20 protein-coding genes are annotated in these 20,537 nt (G+C 67.4%); 6 read left to right on the top strand and 14 right to left on the bottom strand.

The window, feature by feature from the left end; translation table 11 throughout:
- Positions 1–130: 130 nt before the first annotated feature.
- From J0A91_RS06580 to cyoA, 7 genes are all read right to left on the bottom strand, one after another.
- Positions 131–661, bottom strand: a complete 531-nt coding sequence (locus J0A91_RS06580; protein WP_069204242.1) for a response regulator transcription factor — start codon at positions 659–661, stop codon at positions 131–133.
- Positions 654–1,901: an ATP-binding protein gene (locus tag J0A91_RS06575; protein ID WP_150127065.1), complete on the bottom strand. Its 1,248-nt coding sequence runs from the start codon at positions 1,899–1,901 to the stop codon at positions 654–656. Before J0A91_RS06575 ends, J0A91_RS06580 begins: the two co-directional genes overlap by 8 nt.
- An 86-nt stretch (positions 1,902–1,987) precedes the next feature.
- Positions 1,988–2,728, bottom strand: coding sequence for an SURF1 family protein (locus J0A91_RS06570; RefSeq protein WP_069204241.1), 741 nt, complete (start codon positions 2,726–2,728; stop codon positions 1,988–1,990).
- Positions 2,728–3,123, bottom strand: a complete 396-nt coding sequence (gene cyoD / locus J0A91_RS06565; RefSeq protein WP_069204240.1) for a cytochrome o ubiquinol oxidase subunit IV — start codon at positions 3,121–3,123, stop codon at positions 2,728–2,730. Before cyoD ends, J0A91_RS06570 begins: the two co-directional genes overlap by 1 nt.
- Complete coding sequence (gene cyoC, locus J0A91_RS06560; protein ID WP_069204239.1) at positions 3,120–3,752, bottom strand: cytochrome o ubiquinol oxidase subunit III; 633 nt, start codon at positions 3,750–3,752, stop codon at positions 3,120–3,122. The genes cyoD and cyoC overlap by 4 nt, the downstream gene beginning before the upstream one ends.
- Before the next feature lie 3 nt (positions 3,753–3,755).
- Positions 3,756–5,759, bottom strand: coding sequence for a cytochrome o ubiquinol oxidase subunit I (gene cyoB, locus J0A91_RS06555; RefSeq protein ID WP_420852817.1), 2,004 nt, complete (start codon positions 5,757–5,759; stop codon positions 3,756–3,758).
- Positions 5,760–5,771: 12 nt separating this feature from the next.
- Positions 5,772–6,860, bottom strand: coding sequence for a ubiquinol oxidase subunit II (gene cyoA / locus J0A91_RS06550; protein ID WP_240502223.1), 1,089 nt, complete (start codon positions 6,858–6,860; stop codon positions 5,772–5,774).
- Positions 6,861–7,054: 194 nt separating this feature from the next.
- Here cyoA and J0A91_RS06545 point away from each other — a divergent pair, with 194 nt between their 5' ends.
- Positions 7,055–8,401, top strand: a complete 1,347-nt coding sequence (locus J0A91_RS06545; protein ID WP_069204237.1) for an MFS transporter — start codon at positions 7,055–7,057, stop codon at positions 8,399–8,401.
- Positions 8,402–8,640: 239 nt separating this feature from the next.
- Here J0A91_RS06545 and J0A91_RS06540 read toward each other — a convergent pair whose 3' ends face one another.
- The gene (locus J0A91_RS06540; RefSeq protein ID WP_069204236.1) at positions 8,641–9,783 is read right to left on the bottom strand and encodes an aminotransferase; all 1,143 of its coding nucleotides are present in this window, start codon (positions 9,781–9,783) and stop codon (positions 8,641–8,643) included.
- Between the two features lie 49 nt (positions 9,784–9,832).
- Positions 9,833–10,552: a dienelactone hydrolase family protein gene (locus J0A91_RS06535; RefSeq protein ID WP_069204235.1), complete on the bottom strand. Its 720-nt coding sequence runs from the start codon at positions 10,550–10,552 to the stop codon at positions 9,833–9,835.
- A gap of 109 nt (positions 10,553–10,661) precedes the next feature.
- Here J0A91_RS06535 and gpmA point away from each other — a divergent pair, with 109 nt between their 5' ends.
- On the top strand, positions 10,662–11,348 hold the full coding sequence (gene gpmA / locus J0A91_RS06530; RefSeq protein WP_069204234.1) for a 2,3-diphosphoglycerate-dependent phosphoglycerate mutase: 687 nt from the start codon (positions 10,662–10,664) through the stop codon (positions 11,346–11,348).
- A gap of 9 nt (positions 11,349–11,357) precedes the next feature.
- Here gpmA and J0A91_RS06525 read toward each other — a convergent pair whose 3' ends face one another.
- Entirely contained in the window at positions 11,358–11,789 is a 432-nt protein-coding gene (locus J0A91_RS06525; RefSeq protein ID WP_083224915.1) for a DUF2141 domain-containing protein, read from the bottom strand.
- The gene (locus J0A91_RS06520) at positions 11,719–12,477 is read right to left on the bottom strand and encodes a sterol desaturase family protein (RefSeq protein WP_069207100.1); all 759 of its coding nucleotides are present in this window, start codon (positions 12,475–12,477) and stop codon (positions 11,719–11,721) included. Before J0A91_RS06520 ends, J0A91_RS06525 begins: the two co-directional genes overlap by 71 nt.
- A 103-nt stretch (positions 12,478–12,580) precedes the next feature.
- Here J0A91_RS06520 and crtY point away from each other — a divergent pair, with 103 nt between their 5' ends.
- The 4 genes from crtY (at position 12,581) to J0A91_RS06500 (ending at position 16,875) form a co-directional block, all read left to right on the top strand.
- Entirely contained in the window at positions 12,581–13,741 is a 1,161-nt protein-coding gene (crtY, locus tag J0A91_RS06515; RefSeq protein WP_069204232.1) for a lycopene beta-cyclase CrtY, read from the top strand.
- Positions 13,741–15,231 (top strand): phytoene desaturase, encoded by a 1,491-nt coding sequence (locus J0A91_RS06510; RefSeq protein ID WP_069204231.1) that lies wholly within the window; start codon positions 13,741–13,743, stop codon positions 15,229–15,231. The genes crtY and J0A91_RS06510 overlap by 1 nt, the downstream gene beginning before the upstream one ends.
- 25 nt (positions 15,232–15,256) lie before the next feature.
- Positions 15,257–15,838, top strand: a complete 582-nt coding sequence (locus J0A91_RS06505) for an LOG family protein (RefSeq protein ID WP_069204230.1) — start codon at positions 15,257–15,259, stop codon at positions 15,836–15,838.
- A 98-nt stretch (positions 15,839–15,936) separates the two neighbouring features.
- Positions 15,937–16,875 (top strand): phytoene/squalene synthase family protein, encoded by a 939-nt coding sequence (locus tag J0A91_RS06500; RefSeq protein WP_083224914.1) that lies wholly within the window; start codon positions 15,937–15,939, stop codon positions 16,873–16,875.
- Between the two features lie 100 nt (positions 16,876–16,975).
- On the opposite strand, the gene J0A91_RS06495 is transcribed toward J0A91_RS06500, so the two are convergent.
- The 3 genes from J0A91_RS06495 to J0A91_RS06485 all read right to left on the bottom strand — a co-directional run bounded on the left by J0A91_RS06495 (position 16,976) and on the right by J0A91_RS06485 (position 20,523).
- Positions 16,976–17,611, bottom strand: coding sequence for a hypothetical protein (locus J0A91_RS06495; protein WP_083224537.1), 636 nt, complete (start codon positions 17,609–17,611; stop codon positions 16,976–16,978).
- A gap of 52 nt (positions 17,612–17,663) precedes the next feature.
- A complete protein-coding gene (locus J0A91_RS06490) occupies positions 17,664–19,244 on the bottom strand; it encodes a lysine--tRNA ligase (protein WP_069204229.1) in 1,581 nt (526 codons plus the stop codon).
- Positions 19,245–19,350: 106 nt separating this feature from the next.
- Positions 19,351–20,523 (bottom strand): pyridoxal phosphate-dependent aminotransferase, encoded by a 1,173-nt coding sequence (locus J0A91_RS06485; RefSeq protein ID WP_083224536.1) that lies wholly within the window; start codon positions 20,521–20,523, stop codon positions 19,351–19,353.
- Between the last annotated feature and the right edge of the window lie 14 nt (positions 20,524–20,537).

Here is a 20,537-nt window from a genome sequence, read left to right as displayed (position 1 = left end):
CCAGCGCCGCCGATCCCCCGATACGACCTCGTAGGATTTGTGCGACTGGTTCGCAATAGCTAAGGTTGGGGTCGTCGGACCTGCTCCCCTCCGTGGAAGGGAGGGGAGAAGAGGGCGAGGGAGACGCTCGTCACTTCACCTGTTGCTTCTCCAGCTTCCGCGCGAGCGTGCGGCGGTGCATCCCCAGCCGGCGGGCGGTTTCGGAGATGTTGAACCCGGTCTCCGCCAGCACCTCGTGGATGCGTTCCCATTCGAGCGTCTTGATCGAGGTCTGGCGGTCGCTGATCGGCGCGTCGATGTCGCCGCGGGTCTTGCGGAACGCCGCCTCGATATCGTCGGTGTTGGAGGGTTTGGCGAGGTAGTGCGACGCGCCCAGCTTGATCGCCTCGACCGCCGTCGCGATGCTGGCGTAGCCGGTCAGCACGACGATCAGCATCGCGGAATCGTGCGCGTGAAGCGTCTTGACGCAGGCGAGGCCCGAGGCTTGGCCGAGCTTGAGATCGACCACCGCGAAGCCGGGGCGATGCCCGGCCAGCAGCGCGTCGAGCGCTTCGGGGCTGGCGGCGGTCAGCACCGTATAGCCGCGCCGTTCGAACGAGCGTTTGAGCGTGCGGGCGAAGGCTTCGTCGTCCTCGACGATCACGAGTGTGCGGTCAGGCATCCGGCGTCTCCGCTTCGAGCGCGAGCGAGGCGAGCGGTAGCCGCAGCGTCACCTCGGCGCCGCCATCGTCGAGATTGCGCGCCGCCACCGAGCCGCCGAGCTTGCGCATCACGTTGACCACCAGAAACAGCCCGAGTCCACCGCCGGGCCGCTGCTTGGTCGATTGATACGGCTTGCCGAGATTGGCGAGCATGTCGGGGGCGAAGCCCGGCCCCGAGTCGCGCACGCTCAGCCGGATCGCGTCGCCGTCGCGTTCGACGACGAGGCCGATGCCGTGCGGCGAGACTTCGGCGGCATTGTCGAGCACGTTGCAGATCACCTGTTTGAGCGCCGTGTCGGACACGATCGGCACGTCCGCGCCGAACGCATCGTCATAGGCGAGCGGGGTGGTGCCACGTGCGCGCCAATAGTCGACCAGATCGGCGAAGAAGCCGTGGACGCTGGTGATCTCAGGCGCCTCGCCGCGCGCTTCGCCCGCCGACATCAGGATGCCGGTGACGATCGCCTTGCAACGTTCGACCTCGGCCTGCATCTCGGCCATGTCGCGCGCGAGTTCGGGATCGGCGGCGAGCCGGGGCATCCGCCGCCAATCACCGAGGATCACCGCCAGCGAGGCGAGCGGCGTGCCGAGTTCGTGCGCAGCGCCCGAGGCGAGCAGCCCGATCTGGAGGATATGGTCCTGATCCGCCGCGCGCTGGCGCATGTCCGCGACATAGGCGTCGCGCGCGCGCAGATTTCCGCTGATCCGCGTGACGAACAGCACCAGCAGCACCGCCACCAGCGCGAAGCACGCCAATGAGCCGACGATGTGCAGCCCAAACGGATCGCTGGCGAGGCTGATCGGCAGATCGAGCGGCCGGAAATGCCGCATCAGCACCGCGAACGCGCCGCAGGTGACGACCACCAATGCCCAGCTCGACCAGCGACCGAGCAGGATCGCGCCGAGCACGACCTGCAGCAGGAACAGCGACACGAACGGGTTGGTCGCGCCGCCGCTGAGGTAAAGTTGCGTGGTCAGCGCCGCCACGTCGAGCAGCAATGCGACGAACAATTCGCTGGTGGTGATGGTGCGGCGCTGGTGGAGCAAGGACAGGCTGGCGAGATTGACCAGCACCAGCGCGGCCAGCACCAGCGCCATCGCGCGCAGCGGCAGCACCACGCCCATCCCGAACTGGACGGCGAGGATCGTCGCGAGCTGCCCCGCCACCGCCAGCCAGCGCAATTGGACGAGCAGCACCATGTTCTTGCGCCCCGCCGCATCGGCGGAGAGCAACGCCGCGACCAGCGCGAGGCGAGTCGGCTCGCGCGGCGGCGTGGCCTCGGCGGTCACCGCCCCGCCGCGGCGCGGCGCACGCGGCGTTCCTCGCGCGCGACGATGCCGACGCCGATGACGACGAGCAGCGCGAGGCCGAACCAGGTCAGCGCGTAGATCCAGTGGTTGTCGCTGAACGCCACCACGGTCAGCCCGCCGACCGGCCCGCCCGGGGGCGAGGATGCCGCATCGGCATCGACGAAATAGGGCGCGATTCGGTTGAGGTGCCGCGCCTGGGCGATCGCTGCGACATCGCGCGAGAACCAGTGATTACCAGCGGGATCGTTCTTGCGCAGGAAGGCGCCGCCGGGTTCGCTCAGCCGGAGCAGCCCGGCCACGCGCACCGGCCCCGGCGGCACGGGGGCGGCGGCTCGCGCGACGAAGCCGCGATTGACCAGCACGACGAAGCCGCGATCGGTGACGAGCGGCGACAGCGCCCAATAGCCGGGGCCGCGTTCGGTCACCGCTTTCACGAAGGTCTCGCGGCCGGGGAGGTAGGTGCCGGTCAGCGCGACTCGGCGATAGGCGTCCTGCGCGGTGACCCGGGGCCATTCGGCTGGCCCGGGTGGCGCGACCGGCGCGGCATGGAGCCGGGCGTCGACCTGCGCGATCAGCGCGTGCTTCCACGCGCGCCGCTCGACCTGCCAGATACCGAGCGCGATCAGCGCGGCGAAGAGCAGCGCCGCCACGCTACCCAGCAGGATCAGCGTGGCGGGCGAACGCGGCGGTCGCTCGGGAGCACCGCCGCTGGCCATTACGGCATCTGGCGCATGTCCTCGACGGACATCGGCATCATGTTGGTGTTCATATTGTACATCACCCAGAGCGACCCGCTCAGCGTGATGACGAGGACGACGACGGTGAAGGCCAGCGCCATCATGTTCCAGCCGCTCTCGGACTTGGTGTCGAGGTGGAGGAACAGGATCATGTGGACGACGATCTGGATCGCCGCGAACGCCATGATGATATAGCCGGTCACCTGGTTGGGCAGCACATGCGCCATCACCATCCAGAACGGAATCGCGGTGAGCACCACCGACAGGCCGAAGCCGAGCAGATAGCTGGCGTAGCTGCCATGCGCCGCGCCGTCGTGATCGCCATGGCCGTGCGCGTCGCCATGGGCGTGGGGGGCATGATCGTGCGCGCTCATCGCAGCATTCCCATCAGATAGACAAAGGTGAAGACGCCGATCCAGATCACGTCGAGGAAGTGCCAGAACAGGCTGAGGCACATCAGGCGCCGGCGGTTGGCGGGGATCAGCCCCTTGGTGCCGATCTGCACCATCAACGTGAACAGCCAGACCAGACCGAAGGTGACGTGAAGCCCGTGCGTGCCGACGAGCGTGAAGAACGACGACAGGAAGGCGCTGCGCTGCGGCGTCGCGCCTTCATGAATCAGCGCGGCGAATTCGGTCAGCTCGATCGACAGGAAGGCGATGCCGAACAGCGCGGTGACGAACAGCCAGATCTGGGTCTGCGCGACCTTGTTCTGGTTCATCGCCAGCATCGCGAAGCCATAGGTGATCGACGAGAACAGCAGCATCGCGGTGTTGAGCGCGACCAGCGGCAGCTCGAAAAGCTGGCGCGGGCCGGGGCCGCCGGCATAGCTGTGCCCGAGCACCGCATATGTCGCGAACAGCATCGCGAAGATGAGACAATCGCTCATCAGGTAGATCCAGAAGCCGAGCAGCGTGCTGCCGCCTTCGGGATGGTCGTGCTCGTCCAGGTCGTAGAAGGCGACCGGCGCGTCGCCGTTGGCGGTCATGGTGTCAGCCGACATGTCTCAGGCCTCCGCGGCGAGCTGGCGGGTGCGCTCGTTCTCGACACGCGTCACGTCCTCGGCGGGGATGTGATAATCGCGCTTGTAGTTGAAGGTATGGACGATCGCGACGCCGATCAGCCCGACGAAGCTCAGGATCGCCAGCCACCACACGTACCAGATCATCGCGACACCGAAGGCGACGCTGAGGCCAGCGAGGACGATGCCGGCCCAGGTGCCGCGCGGCATGTGGATCGCCTTGAAGCCCGAGGTCGGACGCACCGCGCCACGCTCCTGCATGTCCCACCACGCATCGGTATCGTGGACGATCGGGGTGAAGGCGAAGTTATACTCGGGCGGCGGCGACGAGGTCGACCATTCGAGCGTGCGGCCATGCCAGAGATCGCCGGTGGTATCGCGCAGCTTCTCGCGGTTGAGGATGCTCACCGCGATCTGCACCAGCAGCGCGACGATCCCGAACGCGATCAGCACCGCGCCGAGCGCTGCGATGATGAACCAGATCTGCAGCGACGGATCGTCGAAAGTGCGCAGCCGGCGCGTGACGCCCATCAGGCCCATCACGTAGAGCGGCGTGAAAGCGACCCAGAAGCCGCTGACCCAGCACACGAAGCTGATCTTGCCCCAGAACGGATCGAGCCGGAAGCCGAACGCCTTGGGGAACCAGAAGTTGATCGCCGCGAACACCCCGAACACCACGCCGCCGATGATGACGTTGTGGAAGTGCGCGATGAGGAACAGCGAGTTGTGCAGCACGAAATCGGCCGGCGGCACCGCGAGCATCACGCCGGTCATGCCGCCGATCGTGAAGGTGACCATGAACGCGATCGTCCACAGCATCGGCAGTTCGAAGCGGATTCGGCCGCGGTACATGGTGAACAGCCAGTTGAACAATTTGGCGCCGGTCGGGATCGAGATCACCATCGTGGTGATGCCGAAGAAGCTGTTGACGCTCGCGCCCGACCCCATCGTGAAGAAGTGGTGAAGCCACACGACATACGACAGGATGGTGATGACCACGGTCGCGTAGACCATCGACGAATAGCCGAACAGCCGCTTGCCCGAGAAGGTCGAGGTGACTTCCGAGAACACGCCGAACAGCGGCAGGATCAGGATGTAGACCTCCGGGTGGCCCCAGATCCAGATCAGGTTCACGTACATCATCGGGTTGCCGCCGAGCGTGTTCGTGAAGAAATCGGTGCCGACATAGCGATCGAGGCTGAGCAGCACGAGTACCGCGGTCAGCACCGGGAAAGCGGCGACGATCAGGATGTTGGTGCACAGCGCGGTCCAGGTGAAGATCGGCATCCGCATCATCGTCATGCCGGGCGCGCGCATCTTGACGATCGTCGCGATCAGATTGACCCCGGACAGCAATGTGCCGACGCCGGCGACCTGCAACGCCCAGATGTAATAATCGACCCCGACCCCGGGGCTGTACGCGACCCCCGACAGCGGCGGATAGGCCAGCCAGCCGGTGCGCGCGAATTCGCCGACGAACAGCGACATCATCACGATCACCGCGCCGCCGACCGTCATCCAGAAGCTGAAATTGTTGAGGAACGGGAAGGACACGTCACGCGCGCCGATCTGGAGCGGCACGACGAAGTTCATCAGCCCGGTGACGAACGGCATCGCCACGAAGAAGATCATGATGACGCCGTGGGCGGTGAACACTTGATCGTAATGGTGCGCGTTGAGATAGCCTTCGGAGCCGTTGAAGGCGATCGCCTGTTGCGCGCGCATCATGATCGCATCGGAGAAACCGCGCAGCAGCATGACGAGCCCGAGCACCATGTACATCACGCCGATCTTCTTGTGATCGACCGACGTGAACCACTCCTTCCAGAGATAGCCCCACAATTTGAACCACGTCAGCGCCGCGACCAGGGCGAGGCCGCCGAGCGCGACCGCGCAGAAGGTGCCGACGACGATCGGCTCCTGAAGCGGCAGCGATGCGATCGTGAAGCGGCCGAAGATCGGGCTGATCGGAACGAACTGGGGTGACATGGACATCGCTTCTTACAGACGGGGTTGGCTGGCGGACGCGGCGAGCGCCACGCTGGCCGGGGTCGAAGCCGGGCGCGGCAGGCCGGCGCCGGTCAGGCCGGCGGTGTCCGGCTTGCCCGCGGGCGCCGGCGAGTGGCCGGGCATGGGCATCGGGCGTGCGCCGGGCATCGGCATCGGGCCATGCTCGTTCGGGGTCGGCTGGGTGTCGCGCGCCGCATCCTGCCGCATCATCGCATCCGTGCAGACCGTGCCGGGCTTGACGCAGAAATTGACGGCGGCGTGGAACAGACCGGGCTCGACGGCGGCGAAACGCTGCACCGGCACATGCTCGCTCGGGCGTTCGAGCTGGAGATAGGTCGCGCGATCGAGATTGCCGCCGGCCGCCTTGTTGCGGGCGACCCAGCCGGCGAAATCCTTGTCGCTCATGCCGTAGAAGTGGAAGTTCATCCCCGAGAAGCCGGCGCCGCTGTAATTGGCGGACATGCCGGTATATTTGCCGGGCTTGTTGATGACCGCGTGAAGCCGCGTCTCCATGCTCGGCATCGCATAGATCATGCCGGCGAGCGCGGGGACGTAGAAGGCGTTCATCACCGAGGAGGCGGTGATCTTGAAGGCGATCGGGCGATCGACCGGCGCGGCCAGCTCGTTGACCGTCGCGAAGCCGTATTCGGGGTAGATGAACAGCCACTTCCAGTCGAGCGCGACGACTTCGACCTCAAGCGGCTTGACGCCCGGCGCGATCGGCCGGCCCGAGGCGGTGCGCTCGATCGGGCGATACGGGTCGAGCAGATGCGTCCCCACCCAGGTCACCGCGCCGAGACAGATGATGATGAGCAGCGGCGCCGCCCAGATCAGCAGTTCGAGCTGAGTCGAGTGATCCCAATTGGGCTGGTAGTTCGCGTCCTTGTTCGAGGCGCGGTAGCGCCACGCGAACAATGCGACCAGCGCGATCACCGGGATGATGATGAGCAACATCAGCACGGTGGCGATGACGAGCAGATCACGCTGCTGTGCAGCAACATCCCCCGCCGGGTTCAGGACGACCATGTTGCAGCCACCGAGCAGGAAGCTGGTCGCCAAGATCATGATTGGCCGCATCATTGTGCGGACTCGTAGGGTGGGAGCACTCTCGGGCATGGGGCGGCGCCTAGCATGGCTTCCGCGCCGCAACATAGGACATTTTGTCCAATCCCGCAGGTGCGAGCAATATCCGAGAGGCGCGACTTGACCGCGCGGACCCAATCCGCGATCGACTCGCCGTGCCGTCCGCGCGGCGCGCCTTCTGGAGTCGTGATATGAGTACGAAGAGTATCGGCAACCCCCACGCCGACACACCGCCCGGAGGCCACGGGCGCGGTACGCATGGCAATGTCGGCACGCACGGCGACATCGCGCCGGCGGAGATCGCGATCGGCGTCATCATCGGGCGCACGTCGGAGTTCTTCGACTTCTTCGTGTACGCGATCGCGTCGGTGCTGGTGTTCCCGCAACTGATCTTCTCCGATGTCGACCGGCTGACCGGTACGCTCTATTCGTTCGCGATCTTCGCGCTGGCCTTTATCGCGCGGCCGATCGGCTCGCTGATCTTCATGACGATCGACCGTCTATACGGCCGCGGCACCAAGCTGACGATCGCAATTTTCATGCTCGGCGGCGCGACCGCGGCGGTCGCGTTCCTGCCGGGCAGCGACCAGATCGGCAAGACGGCGGGCGTCCTGCTGGCGGTGTTCCGCATCGGCCAGGGCCTCGCGCTCGGCGGCGCGTGGGATGGCCTGTCCTCGCTGCTCGCGCTCAACGCCCCCGAGGCCAAGCGCGGCTGGTACGCGATGATCCCGCAGCTCGGCGCGCCGCTCGGGCTGATGGTGGCGAGCGCGCTGTTCGCCTTTCTGGTCTCGACATTGTCGGCGAGCGACTTCATCGAATGGGGCTGGCGCTATCCGTTCTTCGTCGCGTTCGCGATCAACGTCGTCGCGCTGTTCGCGCGGCTGCGCATCGTCTCGACGCCCGATTACCAGAACCTGTTCGAAAGCCGTGACCTCCAGCCGGCGCCCGTCCTGGAGACGGTCACCTCGCAGGGCCGTAACATCATCATCGGCGCGTTCGCGCCGCTCGCGAGCTTCGCGATGTTCCACATGGTGACGGTGTTCCCGCTGTCCTGGGTGTATCTGTTCACCAAGCAGAGCCCGGCGCGTTTCCTCGAAATCGAGATCGGCGGCGGCATCGTCGGCTTCTTCGCGGTCCTGGCCTCGGGGTTGCTCGCCGACCGGTTCGGGCGTCGCTCGGTGCTCGGCGTCTCGGCGGTGGCGATCGCGGCGTTCAGCGGCTTCGCGCCGCAGCTCCTCAATGGCGGTGACGTCGGCGAGATCATCTTCATGGTGTTCGGCTTCGCGATCCTCGGCATCGGCTTCGGCCAGTCGTCGGGCGTGGTCGCTGGCAATTTCACCAGCCACCATCGTTATACCGGCGCGGCGCTCACGTCGGATCTGGCGTGGCTGGTCGGCGCTGCGTTCGCGCCGCTCGCCGCACTGCTGCTGGCGAGCAATTTCGGCGTGCTGGCGGCGGGCGCGTACCTGCTGTCGGGCGCGGTCGGCACGATTGCCGCCTTGTTCATCAACCGCGAGCTGGGACAGAAGTTCTCGTAAGAGACGCTTCGCGGCGAAACACGAACGGCCCGTTCTCCGCGAGGAGAGCGGGCCGTTTGCGTATCTCCACCTTTCGAACCCTTGCGCCTGGGGCACGCCCTTCGACTGCGCTCAGGGCGAACGGGTGAGATGCGGGTTCGCCTTGCCAACCGTTCGTGCTGAGCCTGTCGAAGCACGTGTTTCGCGCATGTCCCTCGACGTCGCTCGGGACGAACGGAGCGTGGTGGCACGCCCGCCCCTCAGGGCCGCCGCGTCATCCGCTCCAGCGCGGCATCGAGCGTGGCGTCCTGCTTGGCGAAGCACAGCCGCACGACATTGGTGACCGGCGCCTGCGCGTAGAAGGCGCTGACCGGGATCGTCGCGACGCCGGCCTCCTCGATCAGCCATTCGGCGAAGGCGACGTCGCCCATGTCCACCCCCGAGGCGGTGAGATCCACGTTGAGGAAATAGGTCGACGCGCAGGGCAGCACCGCATAGCCGAGCCGCTCCAGCCCGCCCCGCAGCCGGTCGCGCGAACGCTGGTAGCCGGCGCGCATCCCCTCGAAATAGGCGATATGCTTGCCCAGCCCATAGGCCGCGCCGGCCTGAAGATTGGGCGCGGTGGTGAAGGTGAGGAACTGGTGCGCCTTGGCCAGCACCGCCGCGAGAGGCGGCGCGGCGCACATCCAGCCGACCTTCCAGCCGGTGAGCGAGAAGATCTTGCCGGCCGAACCGATCTTGACGGTGCGCGTCCGCATCCCCGGCTGCGCGATCAGCGAGCGGTGTTGCGCGCCGTCGAACACGACATGCTCCCACACCTCGTCGCAGATCGCTACGCAATCATGGCTGATGCAGAAATCGGCGAGCAGCGCCAGTTCCTGCGGAGTCGCCAGCGCGCCGGCCGGGTTGAGCGGCGAATTGAGGATGATGAGCCGGGTCTTGTCACTCGCGACCGCAGCGAGCGTCTCGGCGGTGATACGCCACTCGGGCGGCGCCAGTCGCACCAGCCGCGCGACTCCGCCGGCGCGTTCGACCAGCGGCAGATAGGCGTCGTAGAGCGGCTGGAACATCACCACTTCGTCGCCGGGCGACACCAGAGCGAAGATCGCGCAGGCGAGCGCCTCGGTCGCCCCCGAGGTGACGACCACCTCTTCGGGCGCGAGATCGAGCCCCTGATGGACACGGTAATGCTCCGCCACCGCCTGCCGCAGCGGCGCGGTACCGAGCATCGGCGGATATTGGTTCGAATCCTCGATCAGCGCGCGTGCCGCCTCCGCGAGCACATCCTCCGGCCCGCGCCCGTCGGGAAAGCCTTGCCCCAGGTTGATCGCCCCGCTCGCACGCGCCCGCGCCGACATCGCCTCGAAGATGGTGGTGCCGAGTTTGGTGTAGACGGGGTTCATGCGCGCTCTCTCATGATCGGCTCGGGACAAACGGGCCTGCCGTGCCGCCCTACAGGAACAGCTCCGCCAGGAAATCCCGCATCGCCCGCCAACTGCGCCGGTCGGCCGCAGCGCGATAGCCGAAGCCGGGGCGTTCGGGCGCGTCGCGATCGGTGAAGCCGTGGCCGGTGCCGCCGAAGCCGAGCAGCTGCCAGTCGGCGTGTCCCTCGGTCAGTTCCTGCGCGAGCGCGACGACGGCCTCGGGCGGCCCGAGCGGATCGTCCCAGCCGTGGCAGACCAGCAGTTTGGCGGTGATCGGCGAGACGTTGGCATAATCGGGCCGGTCATAGACGCCGTGGAAGCTCACCACGCCGAGCACACCCAGTCCCGCGCGCGCGATATCGAGCACGCAGCCGCCGCCGAAACAGAAGCCGATCGCGGCGAGCTTGGCCGGATCGACCCGGTCGAACCCGCCCAGCGCCGCGAGCGACGCGGCCAGCCGGTCGCGCAGCAGCGCGCGGTCGGCCCTGAGCACGTTCATGTACACCGCCGGATCGGGCGATTCGCGCGTCGTGCGCTTGCCCTGCCCGTACACGTCGCACGCCAGCGCGACATAGCCGAGCGCGGCGAGATCCTCCGCCTTGCGGATATCCGCTTCCTTCTGGCCGAGCACGTTGGGGACGACGAGCACGCCGGGGCGCAGCGTCTGCACCTCGTCCTCGAACACGATCACCCCTTCGAACGGGCCGCCGGGGCCGTCATAGATCAAGGTCTGCCGAACGATCGTCATCGCAAATCTCCTCTCCGCACCGACCTGCCACGCCGCCGCGTGCGCGCGCAAGTTGCCTCCGCGCGATCAGCCGTTAAGGACGGAGCAAACGCAAGCAGAGGGGAAATCCATGCCAAGCCTCGTCCTGATCCGCCACGGCCAGTCGGCCTGGAACCTCGAAAACCGCTTCACCGGCTGGTGGGACGTCGACGTGACGGAGAAAGGCGCCGAGGAAGCGCGCGCCGCCGGCCGGCTGATGGCCGAGAAGGGCCTCGACTTCGACCTGTGCTTCACCTCGCTGCAAACCCGCGCGATCAAGACGCTCGATCTCGCGCTGGAGGAGATGCAGCGGCTGTGGCTGCCGGTCGAGAAGGACTGGCGGCTCAACGAGCGGCATTATGGCGGGCTGACCGGGCTCAACAAGGCCGAAACCGCCGCCAAGCACGGCGAGGCGCAGGTCCATATCTGGCGCCGCAGCTTCGACGTGCCGCCGCCGCCGCTGGAGCCGGGCAGCGCGTTCGATCTGTCGGCCGATCGCCGCTATGCCGGGATCGCCATCCCCGCGACCGAGAGCCTGAAGGACACGATCGCGCGCGTGCTGCCCTATTGGGAGAGCCGTATCGTGCCGGCGCTGAAGAGCGGGCAGCGCGTGCTGATCTCGGCGCACGGCAATTCGCTGCGCGCGCTCGTCAAGCATCTCTCGAACATTCCCGATGACGAGATCACCAGCCTCGAAATCCCCACCGGCCAGCCGATCGTCTACGAACTCGACGCCGATCTCGCCGCGACCGACCGCTATTATCTCAGCGAGCGGTAAGTCCCGGCGTCACAGCAGGTAGCGCATCGTTACCTGCTGGCGCTCGCCCGTTCCGGTCACGCTGAAGCGCGCGCTCGCGAAGCGCGGCGGGCCGAAGCGGATCGGCGGGTTGCGCGAGAAGCCGAAGCCCTCGCGCGGGATGCCGGCAATGGTATCGAGCTTGCCGTTGCCGTTCTCGTCGTGGATCACCGCGATCGCATACTCGCCATGCGGCAACCCGGCGAAGCGGATCGCGCCGCCATCCGCCGGCGCGGTTCGCCGCGTCGATTCGGCGGTGTCGATGCATTTGGGGAAATTGTCCGCCACCGCGGTCAGGCAGACGCGCACCAGCCCCTTGGCCGAACGCAAGCCGCCGATATCGAGCGAGAGGTCAGCGACCGGGGCCGCCCCGCCCAGCATCGTCAGCGCGAGCGCGCCCAGCACGGGCAGCCGCGCGGGCATGATCGCGCGTGAAATCGCCAAGGCCGCGATCGGTGCCGCACAGCCGGTCCCAGACCCGGAAATAAAGCCCATAATTGCCCTCATACTGCTGGTGGTGGCGCTGGTGATGGCTCGCGGTGATGATCCAGCGCCCGACCGGCCCTCGCCATAGCGCAGCCGGGAACATCTCCCACCCCATATGATTGGTAACGCCCATCACCGTCATCACCGTCAAGACGACCGCGAGACCGATCGGATGGATGGGAACGAAAAACACGAGCAACGGCACCACCAGCGCGCCGCTCAGCGCCTCGATCGGGTGAAACGCCATCGCCGCCCACGCGGTCGGCGGGCGGCTGGCGTGGTGCGCGGCGTGCGCGATTCGGAACAGCCGTGGCCGGTGCATCCAGCGGTGAGTCCAGTAGAACCAGGTATCGTGCGCGGCGAGGTACAGCAGCACCGACACCGGCAGATACCACAGCGGCCACGCGTGGAGATCGCCGTAGATCCGCGTCCAGCCGCGATTCTGCCAGCCCCAGGCGACCACGCCGGCGGGCACGCCGTAGATCGCCGCCGAGGCGAGGCTCCAGCCGATCTCGCGGCGAATCTGCGGATCGAGCCCGGCGTACAGCCCGGGATGGCGCGCCCGTGTCACCGCCGCGAACGCGCCGCTGACGATCAGGTAGCGCACCCCGACGATCGCCGACATCGCGAGCGCGGACAAGAGGATAGCGAGGATTGGTGTCACAAAGTCCGCCCTACACGATCGGCGCGCGATTTGCACCGCCGCATGAATCGGCTAGGGGCTGGCGATGTCCGAAGTCCACCACTGTGACCTCGCGATCGTCGGCGGCGGTCTTGCGGGCGGCCTGCTCGCGCTCGCCCTGCGCCGCGCCCGCCCCGATCTCGATCTGCGCATCGTCGAAGAAAACCCGCACCTCGGCGGCAACCACGTCTGGTCGTTCTTCGCGAGCGATGTCGCGGCGGCGGATCGCTGGCTGGTCGCGCCGCTCGTCTGCCACGGCTGGGCGGGCTATGACGTCGCCTTTCCCGCGCACCGCCGCAGCATCGCGCAGACCTATTATTCGATCGAATCGGAGCGGCTCGACCAGGTGCTGCGCGACCGGCTCGCGCCGCGCGCGCTGATGACCGGGCGGCGCGTGACCGATGTCGCGCCGACGGCGGTGCTGCTCACCGATGGCGACCAGATTTCGGCCAAGGGCGTGATCGACGCGCGCGGGCCCGCCGATCTCGGCCGGCTCGATCTCGGCTGGCAGAAGTTCGCCGGGTGCGAGGTCGAGCTCGCCGAGCCGCACGGCCTCGACCGCCCGATCGTGATGGACGCGACCATATCGCAGGAGGACGGCTATCGCTTCGTCTATTGCCTGCCGTTCGCGGCGACTCGGATGTTCGTCGAGGATACCTATTACAGCGACACGCCCGATCTCGACGGCCCGGTGCTGGCCGAGCGGATCGACGCCTATGTCGCGGCGCGCGGCTGGCTGCCCGAGCGCGTGCTGCGCGAGGAAACCGGCGTACTGCCGGTGGCGATGGGCGGCGATTTCGAGGGCTATTGGCTGAGCGGCGGCGCTCGCGTCGCCAAGGCGGGGATGCGCGCCGGGCTGTTCCACCCGATGACCGGCTATTCGCTGCCCGATGCGGTTCGGCTGGCGGCGCTGGTCGCGAAGACGACCGATCTTTCGGGCGCCGCGCTGCACGATCTCACGCACCGCCATGCGCAACGGCTGTGGCGTGCGCGCGGCTTCTATCGTAGTCTCGCGCGCATGCTGTTTCGCGCCGCCGATCCGAAGGAACGATACCGCCTCCTCGAACGCTTCTACCGCCTCGACTCCGAGCTGATCGGACGTTTTTACGCAGGGACGACGACGATGACGGACAAGATGCGTGTCCTGTCCGGCAAGCCGCCGGTGCCGATCGGCCGCGCCATCGCCGCGCTTGCGGGCTGCCGCTGATGGCCGCACCGGCGCGTACCGCGATCGTGATCGGCGCAGGCTTCGGCGGCCTCGCGCTCGGCATCCGCCTGCAATCGGCGGGGATCGACACGATCATCGTCGAGGCGCGCGACAAGCCGGGCGGGCGCGCCTATGTGTGGGAGCGCGACGGCTTCACCTTCGACGCCGGCCCGACCGTCATCACCGATCCGGCCTGCCTGCGCGAACTGTGGGCGCTGAGCGGGCGCGACATGGCCGAGGACGTGGCGCTGGTGCCGGTGATGCCGTTCTACCGGCTCAACTGGGCGGACGGCGTCAGCTTCGATTATTCGAACGACGACCCCGCGCTCACCGCCGAGATCGCCAAGCTCAACCCCGACGATGTCGCTGGCTATCGCAAGTTCCTCGACTATGCCGCCGGCGTATACGAGGAAGGCTATGTGAAGCTCGGCGCGACCGCGTTCCTCGATTTCGCGGCGATGATCAAGGCCGCGCCGGCGCTGGCGCGCTATCAGGCGTGGCGCTCGGTCTATTCGATGGTGTCGTCGTTCGTGAAGGACGAGCATCTGCGGCAGGCGCTGTCGTTCCACACGCTGCTGGTCGGCGGCAATCCGATGACGACGAGCGCGATCTACGCGCTGATCCACAAGCTCGAACGCGACGGCGGCGTCTGGTTCGCGCGCGGCGGCACGAATCGGCTGATCGCGGGCATGGTCACGCATTTCGAGCGGCTCGGCGGCGTGGTGCGCCTGGGCGACGCGGTGACGGGCATCGAGACGGTGGGCGACCGCGCCACCGGCGTCACCACCGCGAGCGGCTGGCAGGCAAATGCCGACATGATCGCGTGCAACGGCGACGTGATGCACATCTACCGCGATCTGCTCAAGACCTCGCGCAGCGCGCAGCGCACGCGCAAGCGGCTGGAGAACAAGCGCTGGTCGCCGTCGCTGTTCGTCGTCCATTTCGGCATCAAGGGGACGTGGCCGGGCATCCCGCACCACATGATCCTGTTCGGCCCGCGCTACAAAGGGCTGCTCGCCGACATTTACGATCACGGCGTGCTGCCCGAGGATTTCTCGCTTTACCTCCACCACCCGACCGTCACCGATCCGAGCCTCGCGCCCGAAGGCCATTCGACCTTCTACGCGCTCGCACCGGTGCCGCACATGGGCAAGTTCCCGGTCGACTGGACGGAGATCGCGCCGATCTTGGAGAAGCGCATCCTCGATGAGATCGGGCGGCGGCTGATCCCCGACATCCACGACCGGATCGTCACCAAGTTCAGCTATACGCCGCAGGATTTCGCGGGCGACCTCAACGCGCATCTCGGCAGCGCGTTCTCGCTCGAACCGATCCTGACGCAAAGCGCCTGGTTCCGCGTCCACAACCGCGACGACCAGATTCCGAACCTGTATTTCGTCGGCGCGGGCACGCATCCGGGCGCGGGGATTCCCGGCGTGGTGGGAAGTGCCAAGGCGACGGCGGCGTTGATGCTGGAGGATTTGAAGTGACACGTTTCGTCGCCCGGGCGCGGCCATGAAGCGCCTCGCGGTTTATTGCGGCTCGGCCTCGCCGACCGATCCCGTCTATATCGACTCCGCGCGCGCGGTTGGCCGTGCGCTCGCCGAGCGCGGCATCGGTGTCGTCTATGGCGGCGGTCGGCTCGGGCTGATGGGCGCGGTCGCCGATGGCGCGCTGGAGGCGGGTGGCGAGGTGATCGGGATCATCCCGACCGCCCTCGTTAGCGCCGAAGTCGCGCACCGGGGCTGCACCGATCTGCGCGTCGTCGAGACGATGCACCAGCGCAAGCAGGCGTTCACCGATCTGTCGGACGGGTTCATCAACCTGCCCGGCGGCACCGGCACGATGGACGAATTGTGGGAGGCGCTGAGCTGGGCGCAGATCGGCTATCACGCCAAGCCGGTCGGGCTGCTCAATGTCGCGGGCTATTACGATCATCTGATCGCGTTCGTCGCCAAGATGGGCGAGGTCGGCTTCCTGCGCCCGCAGCACCAGCGCATCCTGATCGTCGACGATACGCTCGATGGGCTGCTCGCGCAGATGGCGGCGCACGCGCCGATCGAGACGATCACCAAGATGCGCAAGGCGGATCTGTAGCGGGTGAAGGTCTTCGCACCGCTCGGGCCGAGCGAAGTCGAGGCCCCCGCGCCTCGCGTGCCCCTCGACTTCGCTCGGGGCGAACGGAGGGTGCGCTGATCTCCCCCACCCGCGCCGAGACGGTCGCTGCCGCGCACGCTTCTATCGCCCTCGGATCGAAGAGCTTCGCCGCCGCGAGCCGATTGTTCGACCGGCCGACGCGCGAAAAGGCGTGGTTGCTCTACGCGTGGTGCCGCGCCTGCGACGATATCGCCGACGGGCAGGAACATGGCCATGCGATGACTCGCGTCACCGATGCGGCGCCGCGCCTCGCCGAGATCACCGCCAAGACCGATGCCGCGCTGGCGGGCGCATACGTCGGCGATCCCGCGTTCGACGCGCTGCGCATCGTCGCCGCCGAGACGGGGCTGCCGCACCGTTTCGCGCATGATCTGATCGCCGGCTTCGCGCTCGACGCCGAGGAGTGGCGGCCGCGCAGCGAGGCCGATCTCTACACATATTGCTACCACGTCGCGGGCGTGGTTGGCTGCATGATGGCGATTGTGATGGGGGTATCCCCGCACGACCACGCGACGCTCGACCGAGCCTGTGATCTCGGCATCGCGTTCCAACTCGCCAATATCGCACGCGATATCGAGGAGGATGATCGCGGCGGGCGCTGCTACATTCCCGAAGACTGGCTGGTCGAGATGGACATCCCGCCCGGCCAACACATGAAACCGCCGTTCCGCAAGCGGCTCGCCGTGCTCGCGCGCCGCCTCGCCGACCGCGCCGCGCTGTACGAGGCGAGCGCGCGCTTTGGGGCACCGGCGCTGCCGTTCCGCTCGGCCTGGGCGGTGCTGTCAGCGGCGGCGATCTACGGCGCGATCGGCCGTGAGGTCGCCGCGCGCGGCGAACAGGCCTGGGACCACCGCGTCACCACCTCGCGCGCCGACAAGCTGCGCTTCATCCTGCGCGCGCTCGGCGAGGCGCGCGGGCGGGCGGGCATGACGATCACGCCACGCCCCGTCGGACTTTGGACGCGACCGCGCTTCTGACCCGTTCGTGCTGAGCCTGTCGAAGCACGTGCCCGGAACGCAGCGTTTGGGGCACGCACTTCGACAGGCTCAGTGCGAACGGGTGTGGGGCGGGCGGATCTTACAGCTTGCCGAACTGCGCCTCATATGCGGCGCGATCGCCAGCGGTGAGCAGCCGCGCCTGTTCGATCCAGCGATCCCGCGCCATGCGGCCCTGGAACGCGCCGAGCCGCGCGTCGAGCGCTTCGGCTTCGGTGGGGGTGAGATCGGCGATCTGTTCGACGCGGGTGTAGCCAAGTTCGGCGAGCGTGGCGGCGAGCTTGGGGCCGAGCCCCTTGAGCTGGGTCAGTTCAGGCCCGGTCGAGGGCGCGGAGACGATCTCGGGCACGGGCTGGGCAGCGACTGGCGCAGGCTCAGGGACAGCCTCGGGCTCGGGCCGGGGCGCCGGTTCGGGCGCGGCCGCGGGGGCCGGCTGCGGCGCCGGTTCGGGCGCGGCGACAGGCACCGCCGGAACATCGTCCCCCATCGGCGATTCGACCGTCGGCGGCGCGGTCGCGCCGGCGTCCTCGGCGATTTCGCGGTTCTCGGCGACCTGCTCGTCGGCCTCGCGGCGGCGGCGGCGCAGCACGGTGCCCCACCAGATCACGAGGATCGCCGCGACCGCCAGCACGATCATCAGCACGATATGCACCGTGGAGATGGCCCCCATCGCGTCGATCGAGGCGGTGCTGTGCTGGGCGCTTTGGGTGGTATCCATATCTATGCTCCGTAGGCGTCAGCCCGCCTTAACGCACGAGCGCGCCAAAGCACTACCGCGCGAGCGCCTCGGCGATCAACCGGCGTGAATTGGCGATTCCGTAGAGCGCGATGAAGCTGCCCATGCGCGGCCCCTGGCTCGATCCGAGCAGGGTTTCGTAGAGCGCCTTGAACCAATCACGCAACGTCTCGAACCCGCCCGTCTTGCCGATTTCATAGACGATGTTCTGGATCGTCTCGGCGTCGGCCTCCGGCGGCAGCGCCGCCAGCTCCGCATCGAGCCGTTCGAGCGCGGCGCGCTCCACCCCTTCCGGCGCGCGCTTGACCAGAGTCGGCGCGACGAAATCGCGGCCGTAAGCGATGGCATAGCCGATCAGCGTGTCGAGTTCGGGATAGGCTTCGGGCGTCGCGTCGGGGACGTAATTGGCGAGATAGCCCCACACCTGTTCGGCCGTCGCCTCCCCCATCACGCTGACGAGGTTGAGCAGCAGCCCGAACGTCACCGGCAGCGTGCCCTCGGGCAGCGTGCCGTCGTGGATGTGGTGGACCGGATTGCCGAGCCGTTCCTTGACCGCCTGCGCGGGATAATTGGTGCGGAACTGCCAATATTCATCAACCGCGCGCGGGATGATGCCCATGTGGAGCGACTTGGCCTTCTTCGGCTCGCGATACGCGAAGAAGGCGAGGCTCTCGGGGCTGCCATAGGTCAGCCATTGCTCGATCGAGAGGCCGTTGCCCTTCGACTTCGAAATCTTCTCGCCCTTCTCGTCGAGGAACATCTCGTAATTGAACCCCTCGGGCGGGCGCCCGCCGAGCACGCGGCAGATCTTCGAGCTTTGCGTGACCGAATCGATCAGATCCTTGCCCGCCATCTCGTAATCGACGCCGAGCGCGACCCAGCGCATCGCCCAATCGACCTTCCATTGCAGCTTGGCATGGCCGCCGAGGATGGTCTGGGTGATGCGCTCGCCGTCATCGTCGAACGCGATCAGGCCGGCGTCGGCATCGACCACCTCGACCGGCACCTGAAGCACGATCCCCGACTTGGGGCTGACCGGCAGCACCGGCGAATAGGTGGCGCGGCGGTCGGCGCCCAAGGTCGGCAGCATCACGTCGAGGATCGCCTGATAGTGGCGCAGCACCGCCTTCAAGGCATCGTCGAAGCGGCCATCGGCATAATACTCGGTCGACGAGGCGAATTCGTATTCGAAGCCGTAATCGTCGAGGAAGGCGCGAAGCCGCGCGTTGTTGTGCGCGGCGAAGCTCTCGTGCGTGCCGAACGGGTCGGGGATTCGCGACAGCGGCTTGCCGAGATGTTCGGCCAGCATCGCCTTGTTGGGAACGTTGTCGGGCACCTTGCGCAAGCCATCCATGTCGTCGCTGAACGCGATCAGCCGGGTCGGCTGGTCGCTGAGCGCGTGGAAGGCGTTGCGCACCATCGTCGTGCGCAGCACTTCGTTGAAGGTGCCGATATGCGGCAGGCCCGAGGGGCCGTAGCCGGTTTCGAACAGGATCGGCGCGGCTTGTCCGTTCTTGGCGGGCTTGCCGTCCGGGTAGCGCTTGAGGAGCTTGCGCGCCTCCTCATAGGGCCAGGCTTTGGAATCGAGGGCGGCGGCGCGGAGTTCGTCTGTCATGGTGCGACGCGAACTAGCGCCAAGTGACGCGCGCGTCACCCCAATGCGCGCTGTGTCTTCGCGGTGACGATGCCGCACGCCCGAGCGTGCGGCATCGCCGCGTGCATCACGCCATGATCTTGTCGAGCGCGGTGCAGAACGCCTTCATCTCGGCGGCCGAGCCGACCGTGATTCGGCTGACGGTCGGCCAGATCGGCCACGAGCGGCCGATCTCGACGCTTTCCTTGCGGAACGCGGCCTGCACGTCGCGCGCCGGCTTGGTCTTCCAGTCGATCATGAACATGTTCGCCTCGGTCGGCTTGACCTCGATACCCTTGTATTTCTTGAGGTGATCGAGCGTCAGCCCGCGCGCGGTCTGCATCTCGGCGCGGCGCTGGACGATCAGCGGCGCGGCGGTGAGGCTCGCGGTCGCGCAGGCGAGCGACGGGAGCGGCAGCGCGCCGGACTGCATGCCGCCGTCATAGCGCATCATCCGCGCCAGATTATCGGGGTTGGTCATGATGAAGCCCATCCGCATGCCGGCCATCCCGAAGATCTTCGAGAAGGTCCGCATCACGATCACGTCCTTGCGCTTGGGCGCGAGGTAGGATGCGGTCGGCACACCGGCGAAGTGGGTATACGCCTCGTCGATCAGCACCACCGCGTCGGCGGGCTTGTTGTCGAGCAGCCATTCGATGTCGGCGAGCGGGGTGATCGTGCCGGTCGGGTTGTTGGGGGTGCAGATGTAATAGAGGCCGGCGTTGGGATCGGCGGCGAGCATCGCTTTTACGTCGTGGGTATAGTCCTTGGTGAGCGGCACCGCCTTGACCGGCACCTTGAGCCAGGCGGCGGTACGGCCCGCCAATTCGAAGGTCGGGTCGGCGGTGACGAGGCCACGCCCCGGCGCGCAGAAGGTGACGACCGCGCGCGACAGCGGATCGCTCGACCCCGGCCACGGCGCGACATGATCGTAGGGGACGCCCTCGACCGCCATCACCGCCTTGATGAAATCACTGCGCTCGTCGTGCGGCGCATAGCGGTTGCCGCTGGCGATGATCGCCGCCGCCGCTTTCTGGCCGGGCATGAACGGTCCGGTCCAGCATTCGTTGGCGCCGATCCGCACCTTGGCGGTCGGCGCGGGATCGGGCACGCCGCCCGAGGCCCAGGCCGGGCGGCCGAGCGTCGCCGCCGCCGCGCCGACCCCGAACACCGCCGCGATCCGCGCCAGATCACGCCGGCCGAAGCCGCGGCCCAACAGATCGTCCTGAACCTCTTCCGTCACCATCACGCTATCCGACATGTTTTTCGCCCCTG

Source organism: Sphingomonas panacis, from assembly GCF_001717955.1.
In the GTDB taxonomy this organism is placed as follows: domain Bacteria; phylum Pseudomonadota; class Alphaproteobacteria; order Sphingomonadales; family Sphingomonadaceae; genus Sphingomonas; species Sphingomonas panacis.
This window is presented reverse-complemented; position numbering and strand designations above follow the sequence as displayed.